The following is a 22,770-nucleotide window of genomic DNA, read 5'->3' as shown; positions in this document are numbered from 1 at the left end:
TCGGGGGGGTCCGCCCCGTGCGACGGGAGTGGGGGGCTCCCGCAAAGACGCGCGAATCTTCGCACACCCTGTCTATCGGGGGTACTGCGTCACGCAGGTATCACCCTGCCTTCCTGGCCAGACGGGCAGGCGGATCATTCAGGGGACACCGTCAGCGCGCCCTACCCGACACGGCGTACTCGCGCCCGCGTCTGGATCATTCCCGACGCCCGGGCCCGGGCATGCTGGGCCCCGGGGTGCTTCCATCCCCCTCCACACCGGGTTGGGTTGCGAGCCCCGGAAGGCAGGGATAGCCTCGCACCTCACGGGGGGCCGCCCCTGGGCGCGCACGGGTGGAGCAATGACCGAGGTCCCCGGCTACCAGGCTGTCATCGAGCTGACGTGCGCGCTCTCCAGCGAGCTCGTCCCGGGCAGGCTGATGGGCAGGCTGCTCACCTGGGCCCTCGAGCACACCGGCGCGCGGCGCGGCGTCCTCGTCCTGAAGAAACCCGAGGGCCTGATCATCGCGGCCGAGGGCTCGGCGGAGGCCGAGGACGTACTGGTGGAGCAGGCCGTGCCGGTGGAGTCGTGCACCGTGCTCCCGGCCTCCGTCATCCTCCACGTGATGCGCACGGGCGAGGCGGTCCTCCTCCACGACATGGCGTCCGGTGAGGCCTTCTCCGAGGACCCCTACTTCCTCCGCGCCGCGCGGCCCGCGTCCCTGCTGTGCAGCCCGCTCGTGAAGGAGGGCTCGGCCACCGGCGCGCTCTACCTGGAGAACGACGCCGCACGCGGGCCCTTCACGCACGAGCGGCAGGCGTTGCTGCGCCTGCTGTCGCGCCACGCCGCCGTCTGCCTGGAGAACGCCGCGCTGTGCGCCCGCCTGAAGGAGCGGAACGAGGCGCTGGAGCGCAACGTCGAGGAGTTGCGGCAGCAGTTGGTGGCGCAGGACAAGCTCGCGTCCCTGGGCGCGCTCACCGCCGGCATCACCCATGAGCTGCAGAACCCGCTCAACTTCGTCACCAACTTCTCCAACCTGTCCACGCGGTTGGCCATCGAGCTGGAGGAGACGCTGCGCGGACGGGGCGGCCAGCTGGATGCCGAGGCGCTGGAGGACACCCTGGGGCTCGTGGAGGACCTGCGTCAGAATGCGCAGCGCATCCACACCCACGGCAAGCGCGCGTCGGACATCATCAAGACGATGCTGCGCCACTCACGCCGCTCCGAGGGGACGCGCTCGCGCGCGGACTTCAACACGCTGGTGCGCGACAGCCTCGGCCTGGCGGTGCAGGGGCTGCGCAGCCGCTCGAGCGGCACCACCGTGCAGACCGAGTCCGAGCTGGACGCCACCGTGGGCACGGTGGAACTGGTGGCCAGCGACATCAGCCGCCTGTTCATCAACATCCTCGAGAACGCCTTCTACGCGACGCTGCAGAAGCAGCAGAAGGCCGGCGTCGGCTTCACCCCGTCCGTCCACATCCGCACCCGCCGCCTCGGAGACAAGGTCGAGCTGCGCGTGCGCGACAACGGCACCGGCATCCCCGAGCACGTGCGCGCGAAGCTCTTCGACCCGTTCTTCACCACCAAGCCCGCGGGCGTGGGCACCGGCCTGGGCCTGTCGCTGTGCCACGACATCGTCCAGGAGCACCACGGCGAGATTCGCGTGGAGAGCGCCCCCGGCGAGTACGCCGAGTTCATCATCACCCTGCCCGCCCCCGCCGCGGCCTCCGCGGCCTGAAATAGCGAAGGCCCCTCTTCCCGGCTGGGAAGAAGGGCCTTCTTGCTTCGAGGAGAAGCGCGGCGGCTAGGCCGTCTTCTTCTCCTTCTCCATCACGAGCTGCGGAGGCTCGTGCTTGGTGATCACCTGCTCGGTGATCTTGCACTCCTTGACGCCCTCGCGGAACGGCACGTCGTACATGATCTCCAGCATCGCGTCCTCCAGGATGGCGCGCAGGCCGCGCGCTCCGGAGTGACGGCGCATCGCCTCGCGGGCAATGGCGCGCAGCGCTTCCTTGGTGAAGGTCAGCTTCACCTTCTCCATCTCGAAGAGCTTCTGGTACTGCTTCACCAGCGCGTTCTTCGGCTGCGAGAGGATGATGACGAGGTCCTCTTCCTTCAGGTCGTTCAGCGTGGCGATCATGGGCAGGCGGCCGATGAACTCGGGAATCATCCCGAACTTCATCAGGTCCTCCGGCTCCGTCAGCGCCAGCAATTCGCCCACGCTGCGCTCCTCGCGGTGGGTGATCTTCGCGCCGAAGCCCAGGCCCTTCTCACCCACGCGGCGCTTGATGACGCCGTCGATGCCGTGGAAGGCACCGCCGCAGATGAAGAGGATGTTCGTCGTGTCGACCTGGACGTACTCCTGCTGGTTGTACTTCTTCCCGCCGCGCGGCGTGACGTTGGCGCGGGTGCCCTCGATGATCTTCAGCAGGGCCTGCTGCACGCCCTCGCCGCCGACGTCGCGGGTGGCGCTCGGCATGTCACCCTTGCGGGCAATCTTGTCGATCTCGTCGATGTAGACGATGCCGCGCGCGGCCTTCTCCACGTCGTAGTCGGCGTTGTGGAGGAGGTTCTGGATGATGTTCTCCACGTCCTCGCCCACGTAGCCGGCCTCGGTGAGGCTGGTCGCGTCGGCGATGGTGAAGGGAACATTGAGGAAGCGCGCCAGGGACTGGGCCAGCAGCGTCTTGCCGCTGCCCGTGGGACCGATGAGCAGGATGTTGCTCTTGCTCAGCTCCACGTCCTCGCCGCCGGGACTCTTCACTCCGGGGCGCGGCCGGGCGGCCGGCTTCTTCTGGTAGATGCGCTTGTAGTGGTTGTACACCGCCACCGCGAGGACCTTTTTCGCCTGGTCCTGGCCAATGACGTAGTCGTCGAGGAACGCCTTGATCTCCGCCGGTGTCGGCAGGGAGACCTGGGGCTTGCCTTCCTCTCGCTCGTTCTCATCCGCGATGATGTCGTTGCAGAGCTTGATGCACTCGTCGCAGATGTAGACCGTCGGCCCGGCAATCAGCTTGCGGACCTCGCGCTGCGATTTTCCGCAGAACGAACAGGACAGGTTGACGTGGTGCTCCTTCTTCACTGCCGCCTCCGAGTTCGCCGACCCCGGGTCCCCCGGAGCCTACTACGCCGTCCACCGCTCCCCTACCCTCACGGCCTGCCCACGTCTCGAACAGCCGTCAGGCCCACCTACATGGGGCCCTGAACCACTATAGGGCCCTCCCCTTCGGGCAGGAAGCCCGGCGGTACAGGCCCGTTGCCGAGCGTACATGCCCGGCCACGGGTCAGCGTTCAGTAACAGCGGTTCAGGCGTCCGTCACGCCCGCGGCGATGTCCTCCACGTCCTCGGCCAGGGCGGACGCTCGCTCGGCGACGGCGTTCGGGATCCGACGGCACCCCGCCAGCTCACTGGCGAGCTTCCGAGCCATCTGCGCCAGCTTGCGCACCTGGGCGCTCTCCGGCGGGGGCTCGGGGGCCGGGCGCGGGAAGCGCTCGGTGAACTCCTTCTTCAGCTCTGTCGGGGACTTTTCCGGGCTCCAGATGCTGTCGCGGAGGGACTTGTACTCGGTGGGTGAGAGTTGCCCCCGCTCCTCCGCGTCGGCCAGGACTTCAATCACCTCGAAGGCAGGCGCCTTCTCGGGGAACTCCTGCGCCTTGAGCTCTTCCTCGGGCTCGTGCTTGGCCAGGAAGCTGAACGACCGGGTGAGCTTCAGGGCCGTCTGCTTCTTGATGTGCAGCTCCTTGAGACAGTAGGCCTCGAAGGTGGGATAGCCCCACTCCTCGAATTTGGCCTCGTCCCGGACCTGAACGAGCAACTGGCCCAGCTCGGCCCAGGTGGACTTGAAGCGCTTGGCGGCCACCAGCACGGTGTGCCGGAAGGTCCCCGGGGGAACGCTCAGCGCCTTCTTCGCAATCTCGACCTCGGCAACGGAAGCAGCGGACATGGCCCTGGTATCGGCCATGCCCGGGGGGTGGGCAAGAAAGTGTCCCTACCCCCGCTTGCCGATGGTGAACGACAGGCCCACCGTGGCGCGCTCGCCCTCGTACGCCCGGAAGGGCCACTTCTGCAGTTCCTTGAAGAGGCACTCGTAGAGGGGCCCGTTCTTGAACTGCGGGTTGTCCACCCAGAGCTTGGACACCTTGCCGTCGTTGCCGATGACGAACTCCAGGGGGATTTTCGCGTAGAGGCCCGGCGTGCGCTCGGCCTCGTCCTTCAGGCACTTGAAGAGCGTGGACTTGTTGCCGGCCACCACCCGGTTGATGGCGGACTGGTCGAACTGCTGCGTCATCTCCAGGCCGTCCGGGTCCGTGCTCACGCTGCCGGCCGGGCGCGGCGGGCGCTTCGGGTCGGCGCGGGTGGCGGAGGCCACGGCCGTCTTGCCGGTACCGGTGGTGCCGGTGGTGCCGGTGGCGGGCTTCGTGGTGGAGCCCGGCTCCGTCCCCGGACGGCGCGTGCCGTTGGTGGGGTACTCGAAGAGTTCCTCCTCGTCGGCGCGGGCCTGGGCGAGACGGATGGTGGGCGGCTCCATCTCGATGCCGTCGAACTCCTCCTCACCGCCGAGCCACCCGTAGACGGCGGCGTTGCGCGCCACCCACAGTCCACCGACGCCCAGCAGCACCACCAGCACGCCCGCGCCGGCACCAAGATAGGTCAGCCGCTTGCGGGACTTCTCGCGCTCCACCAGGACGGCGGCGTCCACGCGCGCGCGGGCCTCCGCGCGGGCCACGTGCACCCGGAAGGCGTCCACATCCGCCATGCGCTGGAAGTGGCGCTCCCCCGCGGGAGCCACCGGCGTGTCCGGGGTCAGCTCCCCCGAGACGAGCTTCTCGACAATCTGCCCGCCGCTCACGGGCCCCAGGACGAGGTCCCCCTGTCGAAAGAGCCAATGTCCTTCCACATCCACCACAAAGTCTTGTCCGGCCGCCATTTCGCGCGCGAGTATCCCGTGTTCCCCCACACACTCGCAACGCCGTGCTCCAATCGACTTCCAAGCGGATTCCCGTCGCACTGTGGATCTGGTACCGCGGCGGAAACTTCCGTGGCTTCCAGCGTCAGCCGGAGGGGCCCACCGTGCAGGCGTCGCTCGAGGAGGCGCTGGCGTCCGTCGGCGTGCCGGCCACCATCATGCCTGCGGGGCGCACAGATAGGGGCGTCCACGCGCGGATGCAGGTGGTGAGCGTGCGGCTGGAGCCGGGGGACTCGGCGGAAGCGCTGGAGAAGCGGCTGCCCGCCCGCCTGCCGGATGGCCTGGGACTGTGCGCGGTGCGCCGGCCCGGCTCCTTCCATGCGCAGTGGAGCGCGAGCGGCAAGGCGTACCGCTACCGGCTGCGGCTGGGCGGGACTCCCGACGCTGCGTGGGCGCCCTACTCGCTGGACGTCGCCGGTGAGCCGCTCTTGCAGCGCGGCGCACGGGTGACGCCCGAGCGGCTGGAGGCTCTGCTGGGCCAGGCGGTGGGGACGCGGGACTTCATCGCCTTCCATGAGAAGTCCAGCCCCCGAAAGCCGCGCACCCTGGAGTCCGCCACCCTGCAGGCGCTGGGCGGGGGGCTCTACGAGGCGAAGCTGGGCGGGGACGGCTTCGCGCGCTACCAGGTGCGCTACCTCGTGGGGAGCGCGCTGAAGGTGGCGGCGGGACTGCTGCCAGAAGAGGCGTGGATGGCGGCGCTGGAGACGGGGTCGGCCGTGGAGGGCTTCAAGGCGCCCGCGCATGGCCTGATGCTCTGGGAGGTGCGCTACCCTCCCGGGTTGGACCCCTTCACCGCCGCAGAGCGCCTCCACCCTCCGGGGCTTCCGCTGGAGCCACCCTTCGTTTCGGGGTGACGCGCGGCGGGGTCCGAGCAGCGGTCGTCAGTCGACCAGCCGCTCCTCGTACTTCGCCAGCAGGTCCGAGATGGCCTCCCGCAGGTACTCGCTCTGACGGATGCGCGTGGAGCGCGACAGCTCCTTCAGGGCATCGAGCTTCTCGCGGTTCAGCCGGAAGACCACTGAGGTGAGGCGGGGATTCATGTCCAAGTGCGCGACCTCCTACAGATGCGCACACCATCTCACAGACCTCGGGGATCGCAATTTTTTCACTGCGATCCGACCGGGAAGATCCACTGCACCCCGGTGAAGGCTTCGGCATCCCCGCGCAGGCCTGATCCGAACCCGAGCGTGAGTCCCAGCCCGCCGAACACCGCGAGCCGCTCGGAGAAGGTGTGTCTGAGGCCCAAACCTACGCGAGGCCCCACCCACGGCCCAGAAAACGGCCTCACGAGGACGCCCACGTCGAAGAAGGTCTGCCACGCGTCGACACCGAAGAAGTTCCGGTAGCCCCCGGCGAACGACAGATCCGGCCCGCGCAGGCTGCCGCGGATCAGCACGAAGACCTCGTCCCCGTCGTAGCCCACGGTGCGGGTGCCCGCGAGGTCCAGGTGCGCGTCCGCGCCCTTCTCCGCGTCGCCGTCGCCCCGGTCGATGTACTCGGTGTACGCGACGCCCGGTCCGAGGATCAGCGAGAGGGCGCGGCGGTCCTCGTAGTAGGGCGTGTCGACGGGCTCCGCGGCCGAGGCCGCGGAGGGCAGCGCCACCACGAGGAGCGGGAGCATCGTGGATACCCCGTGTGTCAGCCAGGACCCCCATCCAGTCATCACGCGGCGCTCGGGAATCATCGGTGGGCGCGCGTTCTACCAGCGTTCGCCGGCCATGAGTGGAGCAGGCGTCCCCTCCCCTGCTGACCCCCACTTGAAGTCACACCGGGCTCTAGCGCTCCGCGTCTTGCGGTTCCTGTGAGGCGACGATGAAAATGCCGCCATTCCTGAAACGGCGTGTAGCCCCTTCACCAAGGTCTTCCAGGTTGGAAGCCACGGTGGGAGGGGGACGAGCGCCCAGTGGGGCACGAGGAAGCCGTGGCCTTCGAAGCAGAAGAGCGAACCATCGCCGCCGACGTGGACTCCCTGTTCACGCCGAACACCGGCTCGGGCACGGGGGAAATCTCCTCCAGCCCGTCGTACGGGGACACGCCGTCGGAGGGACAGGAGCACCTGCCCCGGCCCGGTACGCGCATCCACCACTACGAGCTGATCCGCCAGCTCGGCAGTGGCGGCATGGGCACCGTCTTCCTCGCGCGTGACACCCGGCTGGGCCGCCGCGTGGCCATCAAGTTCCTGCACACGACGGACCCGGACGTCACCCGGCGCTTCATCCGCGAGGCGCAGGCCACCGCGCTGTGCAGCCACGAGAACATCGTCATCATCTACGAGGTCGGCGAGTTCCAGGGCAGCCCGTACATGGTGCTGGAGTTCCTCCAGGGCCAGCCGCTCAACAAGCTGGTCAAGGGCAGCCAACGCCTGCCGCCCTCGCGCGCCGTGGAATTGATGGTGCCCGTCGTGCGCGCCCTCGTGTGCGCGCACGAGCGGAAGATCGTCCACCGTGACCTCAAGCCCGACAACGTCATCGTCACCGACTCGGGCGGCATCAAGGTGCTGGACTTCGGCATCGCCAAGGTGCTCCAGGGGGCGGAGTCCTCGGTGGAGGTGGACCTCGACGAGGCCCGGCCCGCCGAGCCCGCACCCGCTGACGCCGACGGTGGCCGGGAGAAGGCCGAGCTCACGCGCACCGGCGCCATCATGGGAACCATGCCGTACATGTCCCCGGAGCAGTGGGGCATCGGCGTGGACATCGACCACCGCACGGACATCTGGGCGGTGGGCATCATGCTGTTCCGGATGCTGGCCGGAAAGCACCCGCTGGACCCGCTGTACGGCCCGCAGCTCATGGTGACGGCGCAGCTCGACGAGCCCATGCCCCGCCTGGGCGACATGTGTCCGGACGTGCCGCCGGACCTGGCGGCCGTCGTGGACCGCTGTCTCTACAAGCCCAAGGATGAGCGTTTCCCGGACGCGGCGTCGCTGCTGCAGGCGCTGGAGCCCTTCCTCCCCGGCCGCTACAGCCGGGAGCTGCGCGTCGACGAGAGCCCCTACGCGGGCCTCAGCTCCTTCCAGGAGTCGGACGCGGACCGCTTCTTCGGCCGCTCGCGCGAAATCGCCGCGCTGGTGAACCGCATCCAGGACCGGCCGCTACTGGCCATCGTCGGGCCCTCTGGCACGGGCAAGTCGTCATTCGTACGCGCCGGGCTCGTGCCCGTGCTCAAGCGCTCCGGCGAGAAGTGGGAGTCGCTCGTCATCCGCCCCGGCCGCCAGCCGCTGGCGGCATTGGCCAGCATCGTCGCGCCCCTGGTGAGCAGCTCCACCACGCTGGAGGGCGACATCCAGGAGCAGCGACAGCTCGTCGAGCGCCTGGCCCAGGAGCCCGGCTACGTCGGCACCGTGCTGCGCAGCCGCGCCCGTCGCTCGCGCCGCAAGCTGCTGCTCTTCGTGGACCAGTTCGAGGAGCTCTACACGCTGGTGCCGGACGCGCAGGAGCGCCTGGCCTTCACCGCGTGCCTCGCGGGCCTCGCGGACGACGCCACGTCCCCCGTGCGCGTGGTGCTGTCCCTGCGCTCCGACTTCCTGGACCGGGTGTCCGAGGACGAGCGCTTCATGGCGGAGCTGAGCCAGGGCCTCTTCTTCCTCTCTCCGCCCAACCGCGAGGGCCTGCGCGACGCGCTGGTGCAGCCGGCGGAGATGGCCGGCTACCGCTTCGAGACGCCGCAGCTCGTGGAGCACATGCTCGAGCACCTCGACGCGACGCAGGGCGCACTGCCGCTCCTCCAGTTCGCGGCGACGCTGCTGTGGGAGCAGCGCGACACGGCGAGCAAGGTGCTCACCGAGCGCAGCTACCAGTCCATGGGCGGCATCGCCGGAGCGCTCGCCACCCACGCCGACAGCGTCCTCGGGGAGCTGTCCCACGCGCAGCAGGCGCTGGTGCGGGCCGTCTTCCTGCGCCTGGTGACGCCGGAGCGCACGCGCGCCATCGTCTCCATGGGGGAGCTGCGCGAGCTGGCGAAGGACGCGGGCGAAATCCAGCGCCTCATCGACCACCTCGTCCAGGCGCGCCTGCTGGTGGTGCAGACGGGAGGCGGCGCCACGGGCGCGACGGTGGAACTGGTGCACGAGTCGCTGCTGCACAGCTGGCCCACGCTGCGCCGGTGGCTGGACGAGGGCCAGGAGGACACGGCCTTCCTGGAGCAGCTGCGCAACGCGGCCCGGCAGTGGCAGGCGAAGGGCTTCGACGCCGGCCTGCTGTGGCGCGGTGAGGTGGTGGAGGAGGCGCGGCGCTTCCAGCGGCGCTACCGCGGGGAGCTGCCGAAGCTCCAGCGGGACTTCCTGGAGCACGTCCTCGCCCAGGAACTCAAGTCCGCGCGCCGCCGCCGGGCGCTCGTCATCGGCAGCACGGCGTTCCTCGGCATCCTGGCGCTCGCCGCGGTGATTGCGCTGGTGGTCATCCGCAACGCGCAGCAGGAAGCCGAGCGCCAGGCCGTCATCGCCAAGAGCGCCGAGTCCGAGGCGCGCGAGGCGGAGACGGTGGCGCGCACGCGCCTGGCCGAGGTACAGGCCAAGGAGCTGCAGCGGCAGAAGGCCCAGGAAGAGGCCGAGGCCGCCAATGCCCAGGTCGCCGTCGCCAACGACGAGCTGCAGCGCAAGAACGACGAGCTGCTGGACGCGCTGGAGAACGCCAACAAGTCGCAGCTCAAGGCGCGCTTCGCGAAGCGGTACGCGGAGAAGAACGCCGTGGCCGCGCGCAAGGCCCAGGATGAAGCCATCCATGCCGCGAAGCAGCTCCAGTCCCTGCTGCGCCGGGAGCAGGAGCGCGTCCAGCGCCTGCAGACCCAGCTCGGCAGCCCCGTCATCGACGAGTTGAAGTGAAGCCCACGGGAATGGTGATGAAGCGCTCCACAATCGGACTCCTCCTGTCGCTCGCGCTCCTGGTGCCCGTGGCGACTCCGGCCGCCGCGCAGGGCGAGTCCCCGGCCTCGGCCCCGACGAAGAAGCCAGTGCGCAAGGGCGTGAAGCCTTCCTCTTCCGCGAACGGGACGAAGCGCGTGCGCAAGGCCGCGAAGTCCTCCGACCCGCTGGCTCCGGACGCTCCGCGCGCCGCCAAGACGACGAAGCGCCGCCTCCGCAAGGGCGCGGCGGCCACTCCCGCCGAGCCCACCGCCGAACCTGTTGCGGAGCCCCTGGAGGTGACAGCGCCCGAGGCGTCCGCGGCCGCCGCCACGCCTCCGGACATCACGCCCGCCGAGCGACGCTCGTCGGTGGTGCTGTCCGGCGACGAGCGCCCCTGGGCCCGGGGCGTGCCCCAGCCGAAGCAGCAGGTCGCCATCGACCTGTTCCGCTCGGCCAACGCGCTGCTGAAGGAGTCCTTCTTCCTGAAGGCGGCGGAGCAGTACCGGCAGGCGCTCGCGTCGTGGGACCACCCCGCCATCCACTACAACCTGGCGCTGGCGCTGCTGAACCTGGACCAGCCCATCGAGGTCCGCGAGCACCTGGAGGCGGCGATGCGCTACGGCGAGGCACCGCTGGACGCCGAGAAGCTGGAGAGCGCCCGCGCGTACAAGGCGCTCGTCGAGAAGCAGCTCGCCTGGGTGGACATCTCCTGCGAGACACCGGGGGCCTCGGTGGTGATGGACGGCAGGCCCCTGTTCATGGGCCCCGGACGCCATTCGGGCTGGGTCCGCGCTGGCCCGCATTCGCTCGTCGCCACCGGGGAGGGCTACCTCACCCAGGAGCAGAGCCGCACGATGTCCCCGGGCGAGAAGGTGACGCTGGACCTCAAGATGTTCACCTCCGAGGACCTCATCCAGTATCGGAGGAAGTGGTCCGCGTGGAAGCCCTGGGCGGTGGTGGGCGCTGGCGCTGCGCTCGCGGCGGGCGGAGGACTGCTGCACATGATGGCCCGTGACGACTACTCCCGCTTCGACACGGCGATTGCAAGCTGCGGGGGCTGTGTGCCGGAGCCCGCCGTCGCGGACCAGCGCACCCGCGGAGACACCTTCCAGAAGGGCGCCTTCGCCGGATACGCCGTGGGCGGCGCGGCACTGGTGACGGGCGCGGTGCTCGTCTACCTCAACCGGCTCCAACCCCACCAGGTCGACCCGTCCGAGGCCACGAAGCCGTCGGCGAGCGTTACCCCCCTCCTCGGCGCTGGCGGCGGCGGCGCCTCCGCGACGTTCCGTTTCTGAGGCCCACCATGCGACGCAACGCCTCCCCTTCCCTGTCCCCCGGGCTGCTCGTCCTGCTCGCGCTGGTGCTGCCGTTCCTCTCCTGCGTGAAGCCGGAGAGCGTGACGTGCCCCTCGGGCCTCGTCTGTCCCTCCGGCCAGCAGTGCGCGGCCCGACAGGACGTGTGCATCCAAGACTCCTGTGGCGACGGCATCGTCCAGGCCGGTGAGGACTGCGACGACGGCAACATCCTCGCGGGCGACGGTTGCAGCGCGGACTGTGGCTCGAACGAGACCTGCGGCAACGGCACCGTGGACGTCGTCGCCAACGAGGTCTGCGACGACGGGAACACCCAGAACGATGACGGCTGCAGCGCCAACTGCCGCTCCAGCGAGATGTGCGCCAACGGCACGGTGGACAGCAGCGTGGGCGAGAAGTGCGATGACGGCAACTCGCGCTCGGGCGACGGCTGCAGCGCGGACTGCCTCTCCACGGAGTTCTGCGGCAACGGCTACGTGGACGTCACCCGCGGCGAGAAGTGCGACGACGGCAACAACGACAGCGGCGACGGGTGCAGCGGCGACTGCCGCTCCGAGGAGAGCTGCGGCAACAACATCGTCGACGTCGCCCGGGGCGAGAAGTGCGACGACGGCAACAACGAGAGCGGCGACGGCTGCGGCTCCGACTGCCGCTCCGACGAGTCGTGCGGCAACGGCATCATTGATGTCGCGGCCGGGGAGGTGTGTGACGACGGCAACGCCGCGGATGGCGACGGCTGTGCCTCCGACTGCCGCTCGGGCGAGGGCTGCGGCAACGGCGTGCGCGACCTGGACGAGGAGTGCGACGACGGCAACGCCGTCGACACCGACAACTGCCTCCACAACTGCAAGCTGCCCCGCTGCGGCGACGGCGTCACCGACCGGCAGTCCCCCGGGTTGGAGCAGTGCGACACGGCGGGCGAGTCACCGGAGTGCAACGCCAACTGCACCGTGCAGGCCTGCGGCGACGGCTTCGTGAACGTCAGCGCCAGCGAGCAGTGCGACAACGAGGGCGCGGTGAACTCCGCCAACTGCGACGCCGACTGCACCATCGCCTTCTGCGGTGACCGCTTCCGCAACCCCGCGCGGGGCGAGCAGTGCGACACGGGCGGCAACTCCATCACCTGCGACTCGGACTGCACCCTGCCCCTCTGCGGTGACGGCCTGCTCAACGTAAACGCCAACGAGGCGTGCGACTCCGGCGGAGACTCCTCCTTCTGTGACTCCGACTGCACGCCCGCCTTCTGCGGCGACGGCCACCACAACGCGGCCGCGCGCGAGGAGTGCGACGACGGCAACGACACCGAGGAGGACGACTGCCTCAAGGGCTGCGTGCGCAACACCTGCGGCGACAGCTTCGTGGACCTGGAAGGCCCCACCGTGGAGGCGTGCGACGACGGCAATCGGTTCACCGAGACGGAGTGCACCTACGGGACGCGTAACTGCACGCGCTGCAACGCGGCGTGCTCGGCCCCCCTCACGCTCACCGGCCGCTACTGCGGCGACGGCGCCCGGAACGACGACAGCGAGGTGTGCGACGACGGCAACAACACCACCGAGTCCGAGTGCGTCTACGGCACCCGCAACTGCACGACGTGTGATGCGACCTGCGCGACGTCGCTCAAGCTCACCGGCCGCTTCTGCGGCGACGGCGCGAAGAACGACGACAGCGAGGTGTGTGACGACGGCAACACCAACACCGAATCCGAGTGCCCCTACGGCACCGCGAACTGCACGCTGTGCAACAGCACCTGCGGCGCGCCCCTCACGCTCACCGGCCGCTTCTGCGGCGACGGCAGCCAGAACGACGCGAGCGAGGCGTGCGACGACGGCAACAAAGTGACGGAGACGGAGTGCGAGTACGGCACGAAGAACTGCCGGTCGTGTGATGCCACCTGCTCCGCGTCCCTCAACCTCACCGGCCGCTACTGCGGCGACGGCCAGCAGAACGACCCGCGCGAGGTGTGTGACGACGGCAACACCATCACGGAGACCTCTTGCGACTACGGCACCCGCACCTGCACGAAGTGCAACGCCACGTGCACGGCCCCGGTGGAGCTGACCGGGTCCTTCTGCGGCGACGGCCGGAAGGATCCGAGCGAGGCGTGCGACGACGGCAACAACACCAATGAGACCACGTGCGACTACGGCACCCAGAGTTGCCTCGCCTGCAACTCCACCTGCACCGGCGTGCTGAGCCTCACGGGCCCGGTGTGCGGCGACCGCATCCGCAACGGCAACGAGGCATGCGACGACGGCAACACGACGACGGAGGACTCTTGTGACTACGGCACGGCGAGCTGCACCCTGTGCAGGTCCGACTGCATGGAGGTACTGGAGCTCACCGGCCCCGTCTGTGGCGACGGCTTCAAGAGCAGCACCGAGGTCTGCGACGACGGCAACACCACCAACGAGACCTCCTGCGCCTACGGCACGCGCAACTGCGTGGCCTGCAACTCCACCTGCAATGGGGAGCTGAGCCTGTCCGGCCCCTTCTGCGGCGACGGTTCGAAGAACGACGCGAGCGAGGTCTGCGACGACGGCAACAACGTCGACGAGACCGAGTGCCCCTATGGCCAGAAGAACTGCACGCTCTGCGCGGCCGACTGCTCGCAGTCACTGGTGCTGAGCGGAGCGTACTGCGGTGACGGTGTGCTGAACCCCGGAGAGACGTGCGACGACGGCAACATCGACACCTGCGGCACCTGCAATACCACGTGCACCCGCGTCCAGTTGGCTCCGGCCCGGGGAAGGATCAATGCCGTCGCCAGCAGGGACATATTGGATGCGGAGCTCTTCATCATCTCCGACGGTCGCAACCCCTATGTCGTGTTCGAGTTCGACAGGAACGGCAGCACCTATCCGGGTAACGTCCGCGTCGCCGTCTCCAACAACACCAGTGAGGCCCAGATAGCGCAAGGCATCGTGACGGCCATCAACAACGCCTCCACCCTCGACATCACGGCCACGGCCCAGGCGAACTCGAGGACGGTGGAGCTCGTCAATGACCGGAGCGGCGCCTTCGGCAACCAGCCCGCCATCGAGTTCGTGCAGAACGCCCGCTTCACGGTGGAAAGCATGACCGGTGGCCTGGGACAGGACTGCCCGGAGGGGGTCGGCTGCACGAAGAACGCGGACTGTGAGGACGGGCTGACCTGCGGCGCTGACGGACTGTGCGGCACGCCCTGAAGCCCACGTCCACCGTGACGCCCCCCGTGCACGGGGGGCGCTCGGCACGATGGGTACTGCTCGCGGTGGGCGCGGGCACGTTCATGTCCGCGCTGGACGGCAGCGTGGTGAACGCGATTCTTCCGGTGCTGCGCGCGGAGCTGCGCACGGACGTGGCCACCATCCAGTGGGTGGTGACGGTGTACCTGCTGGCGGTGAGCGGGCTGCTGCTCGGCTTCGGCCGGCTGGGGGACACGCACGGGCACAAGCGCGTGTACGTGCTGGGCTTCGGCGGCTTCGTGGTCAGCTCCGCGTTGTGCGGACTGTCTCCCGGCGTCGAAGCGCTCATCGCCTTCCGCGCCCTCCAGGCCGTGGGAGCGGCGATGCTCCTCTCCAACTCGGCGGCCATCCTCACCGGCAGCTTCCCGCCCGAGCGACGCGGGCGGGTGCTCGGCCTCCAGGCGATGATGACGTACCTGGGGCTCATCGTGGGGCCGTCGCTCGGCGGCTGGCTCACGCAGCACCTGGGGTGGCGCTCCGTCTTCTACATGAACCTGCCGGTGGGGCTGCTCGCAATGGGGCTGAGCCTGCGCTTCGTGCCGCGTGACGCGCCCATCGCCCGGGACGAACCCTTCGACTGGACCGGCGCGGTGCTCTTCCTCGCGGGCATGGTGGCGCTCCTGCTCGGGCTCAACCAGGGCCATGCGTGGGGCTGGGGCTCGCCGGGCATCGTGGGGCTGCTCGCGGGCGCGACGGTGGTGCTGGGCGCCTTCGTCGCGCTGGAGTGGCGGCTGCGCGTGCCGATGCTCGACCTGAGCCTCTTCAGGAACGTCACCTTCCGCGCGGCCAGCGCCACCGCGCTGCTCAACTACATCTGCATCTACAGCCTCGTCTTCCTGCTGCCCTTCTACCTGCTGCAGGCGCGCGGGCTGGACCCGGCCCACGCGGGACTGCTCCTCACGGCGCAGCCGGTGGTGATGATGGTGGCCGCGCCGCTGAGCGGGTCTCTGTCGGACCGCATCGGCTCGCGCTGGCCGGCGATGGTGGGCATGGCGGTGCTCTCGGGTGGGCTCCTGCTGCTGTCGCGGCTCGGCGCCTCGACACCGCTTTCGCACGTGGCCGTGGGGCTCGCGGTGTGCGGGCTGGGCGCGGGCATGTTCATCGCTCCCAACAACAGCGCGCTGCTGGGCGCGGCCCCGCGCCACCGGCAGGGCATCGCCTCTGGAGTGCTGGCCACCTCGCGCTACGCGGGAATGGCGCTCGGCGTGGGGCTCTCCGGCGCCATCTTCACGACGATGCTCGCCGGACGCGCGGAGCCGGACTCGGCCGAGGCACTCACGCGGGCGGTGGACCGGGGCTTCCAGGTGGCCTCGGCCCTGGCCGCCCTCGGAGCGCTCGCGGCCGCGGTGCGAGCGCCGGACGTCGCCGGACGCTGAGCGCCTCCGGCCAGTCCCGGTACCGCTACCCTGTCCTCGCGAGCTCCGAGCGCGCCTCCGCCGAGACGGGCGGGGGAACGGGGAACTCCCGTCGCTCTTCCAGCGCACCGCGCAGCTTCTTCGCGAGGCTTCTGACGTGGGGCTCCGCCAGCATCGTGACGTGGTTGCCGGGCACGACGTGGACCTCGACGCCCTCGGTGGCGAGCGGAATCCACGCCAGCTCGGGATGCGGTGGGTTGGTGGTGTCACGCTCCCGGGCATGGAAGAAGACGAGCCGGCCCGGGTATGGGCGCGGGGCGTACGCGAACATGGCCGCGGCGTTCTCCTGGAACACCTTGAGGAACACCTCGCTGCGAGGCAGCAAGGTCTCCAGAGAGCCCTCGCTCCCGGTGTTGCTCAGGAAGAGCTCGCGGAACAGCTCGGGCGCCATGCGGCGGAAGTATTCCTGTATCTCCTCATGCGAGCCCAGGCTGACCGGCATCTGCCCTGGACCGGGGGAGTCCATGAGCACGAGTTGCTCCACCTGCTCACGCCGCGCGAGCAGTTGCTGGGCCATCTCGTAGGCCACCACGCCCCCGAAGGAGTGCCCCGCGAGCAGGTAGGGCCCGGACGGCTGTCGGGTGCGCACGGCCTCCAGGTACAGGGCCGCCATGCTCTCGATGCTCCCCGCATGGGCCTCCCCGGGCTCCAGCCCTCGCGCACGCACGCCGTAGATGGGCAAGCCCGGATCGAGCATGCGCGCCAGCGACTGGTACGTGAAGACGGTGCCGCCCACCGGGTGGAGCAGGAAGAGCGGACGCCTTCGGGCATCTCCCCGGTTCAGCTCGACGAGCAGCGACGAGTCCCTGGAGGGTGTCGCGGAGGGTGTCGCGCGCGTGGCCTCCTGGATGAACGAGCCCAGCCGCGCAATCGTCCGGTGCTCGAGCACCCGCTGCTGGGGAAAGTCGATTTGGAACGTCTCGCGAATCCGGGTGCCGAGCTGCACGGCAAGCAGCGAGTGGCCACCCAGGTCGAAGAAGTCATCGTGGTGGCCCATCGTGCTGATGCCCAGCAGCTCGCGCCAGATGCGCGTCAGGGCTTCGTGCGTAGGGTCTGCTTCCGTGGGCGAAGCACTCGCGGTCGCCGGAAGGACTGGCGCTGGCACTTCGATATGCTGGCGGTTGGGCGGCAGCGAAGGGACGGCGTGCGGCGACGCCTGCTCGGCCCAGTAGCGTCGCCGCTCGAACGGGTACGTCGGTAGAGAGACGCGCCGGCCCCGCTCGCCCGGAGTCAGCCCCCGCCAGTCGACCGTCGCCCCGCGGCTCCAGGCCTCGCCCACCTGGGCCAGGAAGAACTCCGTGTCGTCGGCCCCGGTGCGCGGGTTGGGAAGCGACGAAAGCACGGCATGGGACGCGCCGAATCCCGAGCACTGGCGGACGAGTCCGCCCAGGGCCTGGCCCGGGCCCACCTCCAACAACAACCGCTCTGCCCCCTCCAGTAGACACGTCAGTCCCTGGGTGAAGCGCACGGGCTGGCGCAGGTGCTGGACCCAGTAATCCGGGTCCATCGCTTGCGACGCCGTCATCCATGTCCCCGTGACGTTCGAGACGAGGGGAATGCCCGGTGCCGCGAGCGGGATGCGCCGCACCTGCTCGGCGAACGGCTCCAGCGCCGGCTCCATCATGGGCGAGTGGTAGGCGTGCGAGGTCCGCAGGCGCCTGCACACGATGCCGCGCGCTTCCAGCCGCTGCTGCAACCCGGAGATGGCTTCCACCGTGCCCGCCACCACCGTCTGCGCGGGCGCGTTGTACACCGCGATGGAGAGGTGCTCGTCGAACAGCGGGCGCAGGGCGTCGGCATCCAGCCCGACGGCGAGCATGGCTCCGGCGGGCGCGGCCTGCATCAGCCGGCCCCGGGCGCAGATGAGCCCCAGCGCGTCCTCCAGTGAGAACACACCGGCGAGACAGGCGGCCACGTACTCGCCAAGGCTGTGGCCCACCATCGCCGTCGGGGTCAGCCCCAGGGACATCCAGAGGCGGGCCAGCGCGTACTCGATGACGAAGAGGCAGGGCTGCGCGAGCACCGTCTGGTGGATGCGCTCGTCGGAGGCGTCCTCCAGGAGGAGCAACTCGCGCACGTCCTGGCCCAGGTGCGGCAGGAGCAGCTCGGAGCACCGGTCCACCTCGGCACGGAAGACGGCGTGAGCGGCGTAGAGCCCGCGCGCCATGCCGGGGTACTGCGCGCCCTGACCGGGGAACAGGAACACCACTTCCCTGCTCCGAACCACGCTCGCGGAGCGCTCCCCTTCCGAGAGCTCACGCGCCAACCGCTCCAGGTCCCGCCTCGCGCCCGGCACGTCCCGGCAGACGAGCGCCGTGCGATGTTCGAAGGCGGTTCTCCCCTGCTGGAGCGTGTAAGCCACGTCGACCAGAGACACCTCCGTGCGCGAGGCCAGGGCCTCCCCCAGGCGCCTCGCCGTCGCGGCCAGCGCCGCGGGAGTGCGCGCGGACAGGGGCAGCACCCGCCAGCCTTCCGTCTCCTCCACGGAGGGAATGACCGGGGCCTCGGCCACCACCACGTGGGCATTGGTGCCGCCGATGCCGAAGGAGCTCACCCCGGCGATGCGCGGCAGGCCGTCGGGCGGAGTCCAGTCCGAGAGCCGCGCGTTGACCGAGAAGGGCGTCCCGCCCAGCCCCAGCGCGGGATTCGGCTGCTCGAAGTGCACGACGGGCGGGAGCTGGCGATGGCGCAGGCAAAGCACCGTCTTGATGAGCCCGGCGATTCCCGCCGCCGAGTCCAGGTGACCGATGTTGGGCTTGGTGGCGCCCAGCACGCAGGAGCCCCGGGGGCCGGTGCCACGCTGGAAGGCCTTCGCCAGTGCGGCGACCTCGACGGGGTCCCCCAACGGCGTGCCTGTCCCATGGGTCTCCACGAACGAGACTTCGTGGGGCAGGACACCAGCCGCGTCGTGTGCTCTGCGGATGACCTCGGTCTGTCCGGTGATGCTCGGCGCGGTGTAGCCGAGCTTGCCCGCGCCGTCGTTGTTGAGCGCGGAGCCGCGAATCACCGCGTGGACGGTGTCCCCATCGGCCAGGGCCCGGTCGAGCCGCTTGAGCACCACGGCGCCCACGCCGTTGCCCCGCACCGTGCCCCCGGCCCGTGCGTCGAAGGCCCGGCAGTGGCCGTCGGGCGAGAGAATCATCCCGGGCTGGTAGACGTACCCGCCCGCCAGCGGCACCGAGATGGCCACGCCTCCCGCAAGCGCCAGGTCGCACTCGCCAGAGAGCACGCTACGGCAGGCGAGGTGCACCGCCACGAGCGAGCCCGAGCAGCCCGTGCGCACCGTCATCGCCGGCCCACGCAGGTCCAGCTTGTAGGAGACGCGGGTCGCCAGGAAGTCGCTCTCCAGGCCCAGCTTGAGCTGGTAGGTGTCGGCGGGCTCCTCGGAGGCCGGGAGCGGCTGGTAGCTCGTCGCGCTGGAGGTGGCGAAGACACCGACGGAGGCGCCGAGCGACTGGGGCGGATAGCCCGAGTCCTCCAGGGCCTCCCACGCGCACTCGAGGAAGCGCCGCTGCTGCGGGTCCATCTGGCTCGCCTCGCGCGGGTTGACGCCGAAGAAGTCCGCGTCGAACAACTCCGCACCCTCCAGCACGCCCTTGGCCCGCACATACCCGGAGCGGCCAGACAGCGCGGCGGGGACGCCGGCCCCGGCCAGCGCTTCGTCACTCAGTTGCGAGATGGACTCCACGCCCGCGGCGAGGTTGCGCCAGAACTGCTCCAGGTCCTTCGCCCCCGGGAACTGTCCTGCCAGGCCGATGATGGCCACCGCATGTCCCCCTTCCGCCGGGGGCAGCGCCCTGGCGCTCGGGAGCTCCGGCGCGGGCTGGGCGGAGAGGTGCGCCGCGAGGGACTCGACGGTGACGTGCTCGAACAGCTCCACCATGGACGGCTCGCGACCGAAGGCCTGCCCCACCCGGGCCCGCACCTGCGTCAGCAGCAGCGAATGTCCACCGAGGTCGAAGAAGCTTTCCGTCGCGCCGACCTGGTCGAGATTGAGGACGTCCTGCCAGATGCGCGCGACGGTGCGCTCGGCCTCGCTCGCGGGCGGCCGAGAGCGGGGGACGCGCACCCGCTGCACGGGGATGGCGAGCAGCGCCGCGCGGTCCACCTTCCCGTTGGACGTCAGCGGCAGGCGCTCGCACGCGACGAAGGTGGAGGGCACCATGTACTCGGGCAGGGACTGCTTGAGGAAGGCCCGCAGCCCGACCTCCTCCAGCTCGCGGCCCTCGTGAGCCACCGTGTAGGCCACGAGGAACTTCCCACCGGAGGGCTCCTCACGGGCGAGCACCACGACATCGCGCACGTCCGGGTGCACGCGCAGCCCGGACTCAATCTCTCCGAGCTCGATGCGGAAGCCGCGCAGCTTCACCTGATGGTCCACCCGTCCGAGGAACTCGAGCCGGCCATCGGGCAGCTGGCGCGCGAGGTCGCCGGTCCGGTACAGGCGGCCCCCGAACGTGTCGCTGAAGCAGTCCGGGATGAAGCGCTCGGCGGTGAGCTCGGGGCGACCGAGGTAGCCACGTGCCACTCCGGCGCCGCCGATGTACAGCTCACCCGCCACCCCACGCGGCACCGGCTGGAGCCGTGCGTCCAGCAGGTACACCCGCACGTTGCCGATGGGCCGGCCCAGCGTCACCGGCGCGCCCGAGGTGCACGGCGCGCACGTGGCGTAGATGGTGGCCTCGGTGGGCCCATAGCCGTTGATGTAGCGGCGGCCCGCGCTCCAGCGCGCCACGAGGGGCTCCGGGCTGGGCTCGCCGCCCACCATGATGGTCTTCAGGGCCGGATACTCCCCCGCGGGCAGCGCCGCGAGCGCTGACGGGGAGAGGATGGCGGCGGAGATGCGCCGCTCTCGCAGGAGGCTCGCGAGCTCCGGTCCGGGCACCAGCGACTCCCGCCGCGCGAGGCAGAGGGCGGACCCCGAGACGAGCGGCGAGAAGATCTCCTGCACCGCCATGTCGAAGCTCACCGAGGCGAACTGGAGCATGGTGTCCCCTGTACCAAGGGGAAACACCCGGGGCTGTGTCGCGAGCAGGTTGCTGACCTGGCGGTGCTCGACGGTGACGCCCTTGGGCCGGCCCGTCGAACCCGAGGTGTAGATGACATAGGCCGCATTGCCAGGGCCCACGCCGCTGTCGGGTGCGTCGCACGGGCCCGTCAAGTCCTCCCCTCCCGCACCGATGAAGAGCCGTGCGGCGTCACTCGCTGGCAGCCGATCCTCGAGCGAGCGCTGCGTCACGATTGCCGTGAGCCGCGCGTCCGCAACCATGAAGGCGAGGCGCTCGGAGGGATAGGCCGGGTCGAGTGGGACGTAGGCGCCCCCCGCCTTCAGCACGCCGAGGAGCCCGACAATCAGCTCCGGCGAGCGCTCCACGCACAGCCCCACGCGGACCTCGGGCCCTACTCCGAGCCGCCGCAGGCGATGGGCGAGGTGGTTGGCGCGCGCGTCCAGCTCCCGGTACGTCAGCGCCTCGCGCTCGAACAGGAGCGCGACGGCGTCCGGCGTCCGCGCCACCTGCCGGGAGAACAGCTCGTGGAGACAGACCTCCGACTCGACGTCCGTCGCGGTCGCATTCCACTCCACGACGAGCTGGTGCTCCTCCTGCGGCGGGAGCAGGCGCAGCGCGGCGAGGGGCTGGTCGAGCCCGGTGAGGAGGGACTCCAGCAGCGTGACGTAGCGCGCGGCGAGGCGCTCCACGGTGGCAGGCTCGAAGACATCGGCATTCACCGCCCAGAGCAGTTGCGTCCCGGAGTCGCGGGTGGCGTGGACGTGGACGGAGAGATCGCCGGCCAGTCCGACGTTGGAGGCGGTGAGCCGCTCGAGCTCGAACGGGGGCGGCGCCGAGGACGCATCGAGCCGCAGGCGCGGCATCTGGGTGAACGTCGCCTGCACGAGCGGCGAGCGGCCCGCGTCGCGCGGCGGCTTCAGCTCTTCAATCACCTTGGGGAGCGGGTAGCTGCCATGGGCCAGCGCCTCGCGCAGCGTGCGCGCGGTGTTCTGGAGGAAGGACCGGAAGGACGCGTCCGCCGAAGCCCGGGAGCGCACGGCGAGCGTGTTGACGAGATACCCCACCACCCGCGAGTGCCACTCCTCGCTGCGCCCCGAGGACGGGACTCCCACCAGCAGGTCCTCCTGTCCGCTGTGCCGATGGAGCAGGGCCTGGAAGGCCGCGAGCAGCAGCGCATAGAAGCTGGTGCCCTCCCCCTTCGCCAGCGCCGCGAGCGCCTGGGCCAGGGGCTCGTCCAGCGTCATCACGTGGGTGTGCTGACGAAAGCTCTGCCGGGCCGACCGGGGACGGTCCGTCGGCAGGTTCAGCACCGGCGTGCATCCCGCGAGCTGCTCGCGCCACCACGTGCGCGCCCGTTCACCTTCGACGCTGGTCAGCCACTCCGACTGCCACTGCACGAACTCGCCATAGTCCCGCGTGGGCGGGGGCCCGAGGTCGACTTCGCGACCGCTGGCGACGGCGACGTAGCTGCGCTGGAGGTCCTGGAGCAGCAGGCCCAACGAACCGCCGTCCAGCGAGAGGTGGTGACAGGCCAGCAGCAGCACGTGCTCGCCCGGGCCGCGAGTGTAGAGCGCGCTTCGGAGCACCGGCCCGTGCTGGAGGTCGTAGGGGCGGGCCGCGTCGGAATACAGCCGCTGGAGCATCGCGGCCTCGTCGAGGTGCGCCGCCTCGACGTGCTGGAACTCGAAGTCCATCCGGCCATGGAGGACCCGGTGCGGCCCGCGCTCCGTCTCGGAGAAGGTCGTGCGGAGCACGGGGTGCCGAGCCACGAGCAGCGCCAGCGCGCGCTTCAGCAGCTCCGGGTCCAACGCGCCCCTGAGTCGAAACCCGTACGCGAGGTTGTACGCGATGGGGTCCAGCTTGGAGGCGAACCACAGTGCTTGCTGGTTGTACGAGAGGGGCCCGCTGCTCGACTCCAGGCCCGTGGCGTGGTGGGACTGCGACTCAACGGGATGCGGCATTCGCCCTCAAGTCTGCTGGTGGGTCGGGAACGACGTGCGCTGCCAACGGGGCTGGGTTC

The 22,770-nt window shown here is 70.1% G+C and carries 12 protein-coding genes; 6 read left to right on the top strand and 6 right to left on the bottom strand.

Translation table 11 applies throughout. The features are described from left to right. The first annotated feature begins 340 nt into the window (after positions 1-340). Entirely contained in the window at positions 341-1,717 is a 1,377-nt protein-coding gene (locus tag OV427_RS44420; protein ID WP_267862298.1) for a sensor histidine kinase, read from the top strand. A 66-nt stretch (positions 1,718-1,783) separates the two neighbouring features. Here OV427_RS44420 and clpX read toward each other — a convergent pair whose 3' ends face one another. From clpX to OV427_RS44405, 3 genes are all read right to left on the bottom strand, one after another. Beyond that, complete coding sequence (clpX, locus tag OV427_RS44415) at positions 1,784-3,061, bottom strand: ATP-dependent Clp protease ATP-binding subunit ClpX (RefSeq protein WP_164001923.1); 1,278 nt, start codon at positions 3,059-3,061, stop codon at positions 1,784-1,786. 223 nt (positions 3,062-3,284) lie between these two features. After that, on the bottom strand, positions 3,285-3,941 hold the full coding sequence (locus tag OV427_RS44410) for a hypothetical protein (RefSeq protein WP_164001921.1): 657 nt from the start codon (positions 3,939-3,941) through the stop codon (positions 3,285-3,287). A gap of 27 nt (positions 3,942-3,968) precedes the next feature. Then, entirely contained in the window at positions 3,969-4,907 is a 939-nt protein-coding gene (locus OV427_RS44405) for an AgmX/PglI C-terminal domain-containing protein (protein WP_420718331.1), read from the bottom strand. Between the two features lie 44 nt (positions 4,908-4,951). On the opposite strand from OV427_RS44405, the gene OV427_RS44400 reads away from it, so the two are divergent. Then, positions 4,952-5,800 (top strand): tRNA pseudouridine synthase A, encoded by an 849-nt coding sequence (locus tag OV427_RS44400; protein WP_267862296.1) that lies wholly within the window; start codon positions 4,952-4,954, stop codon positions 5,798-5,800. Between the two features lie 27 nt (positions 5,801-5,827). Here OV427_RS44400 and OV427_RS44395 read toward each other — a convergent pair whose 3' ends face one another. After that, positions 5,828-5,992 carry a ribbon-helix-helix domain-containing protein gene (locus OV427_RS44395; RefSeq protein ID WP_015349436.1) on the bottom strand — a complete coding sequence of 55 codons (165 nt, stop codon included), beginning with the start codon at positions 5,990-5,992 and terminating at the stop codon, positions 5,828-5,830. Between the two features lie 59 nt (positions 5,993-6,051). Further along, positions 6,052-6,567, bottom strand: a complete 516-nt coding sequence (locus tag OV427_RS44390) for a hypothetical protein (RefSeq protein WP_267862295.1) — start codon at positions 6,565-6,567, stop codon at positions 6,052-6,054. 300 nt (positions 6,568-6,867) lie between these two features. Between OV427_RS44390 and OV427_RS44385 the strand changes: the two genes are divergently transcribed. From OV427_RS44385 to OV427_RS44370, 4 genes are read left to right on the top strand one after another with little or no spacing between them, the layout of a single operon-like run. Beyond that, on the top strand, positions 6,868-9,765 hold the full coding sequence (locus OV427_RS44385; RefSeq protein WP_267862294.1) for a serine/threonine protein kinase: 2,898 nt from the start codon (positions 6,868-6,870) through the stop codon (positions 9,763-9,765). Between the two features lie 17 nt (positions 9,766-9,782). Further along, the gene (locus OV427_RS44380; RefSeq protein WP_267862293.1) at positions 9,783-11,081 is read left to right on the top strand and encodes a hypothetical protein; all 1,299 of its coding nucleotides are present in this window, start codon (positions 9,783-9,785) and stop codon (positions 11,079-11,081) included. Between the two features lie 8 nt (positions 11,082-11,089). Beyond that, positions 11,090-14,287 (top strand): DUF4215 domain-containing protein, encoded by a 3,198-nt coding sequence (locus OV427_RS44375; protein ID WP_267862292.1) that lies wholly within the window; start codon positions 11,090-11,092, stop codon positions 14,285-14,287. Between the two features lie 14 nt (positions 14,288-14,301). Beyond that, positions 14,302-15,702, top strand: a complete 1,401-nt coding sequence (locus OV427_RS44370) for a DHA2 family efflux MFS transporter permease subunit (protein WP_267862291.1) — start codon at positions 14,302-14,304, stop codon at positions 15,700-15,702. A gap of 25 nt (positions 15,703-15,727) precedes the next feature. Here the strand turns inward: OV427_RS44370 and OV427_RS44365 are convergent, their stop codons facing one another. Further along, positions 15,728-22,711: a non-ribosomal peptide synthetase/type I polyketide synthase gene (locus OV427_RS44365; protein WP_267862290.1), complete on the bottom strand. Its 6,984-nt coding sequence runs from the start codon at positions 22,709-22,711 to the stop codon at positions 15,728-15,730. Positions 22,712-22,770: the final 59 nt, after the last annotated feature.

This window comes from Pyxidicoccus sp. MSG2, assembly GCF_026626705.1.
Lineage (GTDB): Bacteria > Myxococcota > Myxococcia > Myxococcales > Myxococcaceae > Myxococcus.
The sequence above is the reverse complement of the archived record's forward strand: the minus strand, read 5'-3'. Positions and strand labels throughout refer to the sequence as shown.

What these genes read in the sequence shown, in the direction of transcription:
- OV427_RS44420 (WP_267862298.1), top strand. Translation starts at nt 341, where the DNA reads ATGACCGAGGTCCCCGGCTACCAGGCTGTCATCGAGCTGACGTGCGCG.
- OV427_RS44410 (WP_164001921.1), bottom strand. Translation starts at nt 3,941, where the DNA reads ATGGCCGATACCAGGGCCATGTCCGCTGCTTCCGTTGCCGAGGTCGAG.
- OV427_RS44405 (WP_420718331.1), bottom strand. Translation starts at nt 4,907, where the DNA reads ATGGCGGCCGGACAAGACTTTGTGGTGGATGTGGAAGGACATTGGCTC.
- OV427_RS44390 (WP_267862295.1), bottom strand. Translation starts at nt 6,567, where the DNA reads ATGCTCCCGCTCCTCGTGGTGGCGCTGCCCTCCGCGGCCTCGGCCGCG.
- OV427_RS44380 (WP_267862293.1), top strand. Translation starts at nt 9,783, where the DNA reads ATGAAGCGCTCCACAATCGGACTCCTCCTGTCGCTCGCGCTCCTGGTG.
- OV427_RS44375 (WP_267862292.1), top strand. Translation starts at nt 11,090, where the DNA reads ATGCGACGCAACGCCTCCCCTTCCCTGTCCCCCGGGCTGCTCGTCCTG.
- OV427_RS44365 (WP_267862290.1), bottom strand. Translation starts at nt 22,711, where the DNA reads ATGCCGCATCCCGTTGAGTCGCAGTCCCACCACGCCACGGGCCTGGAG.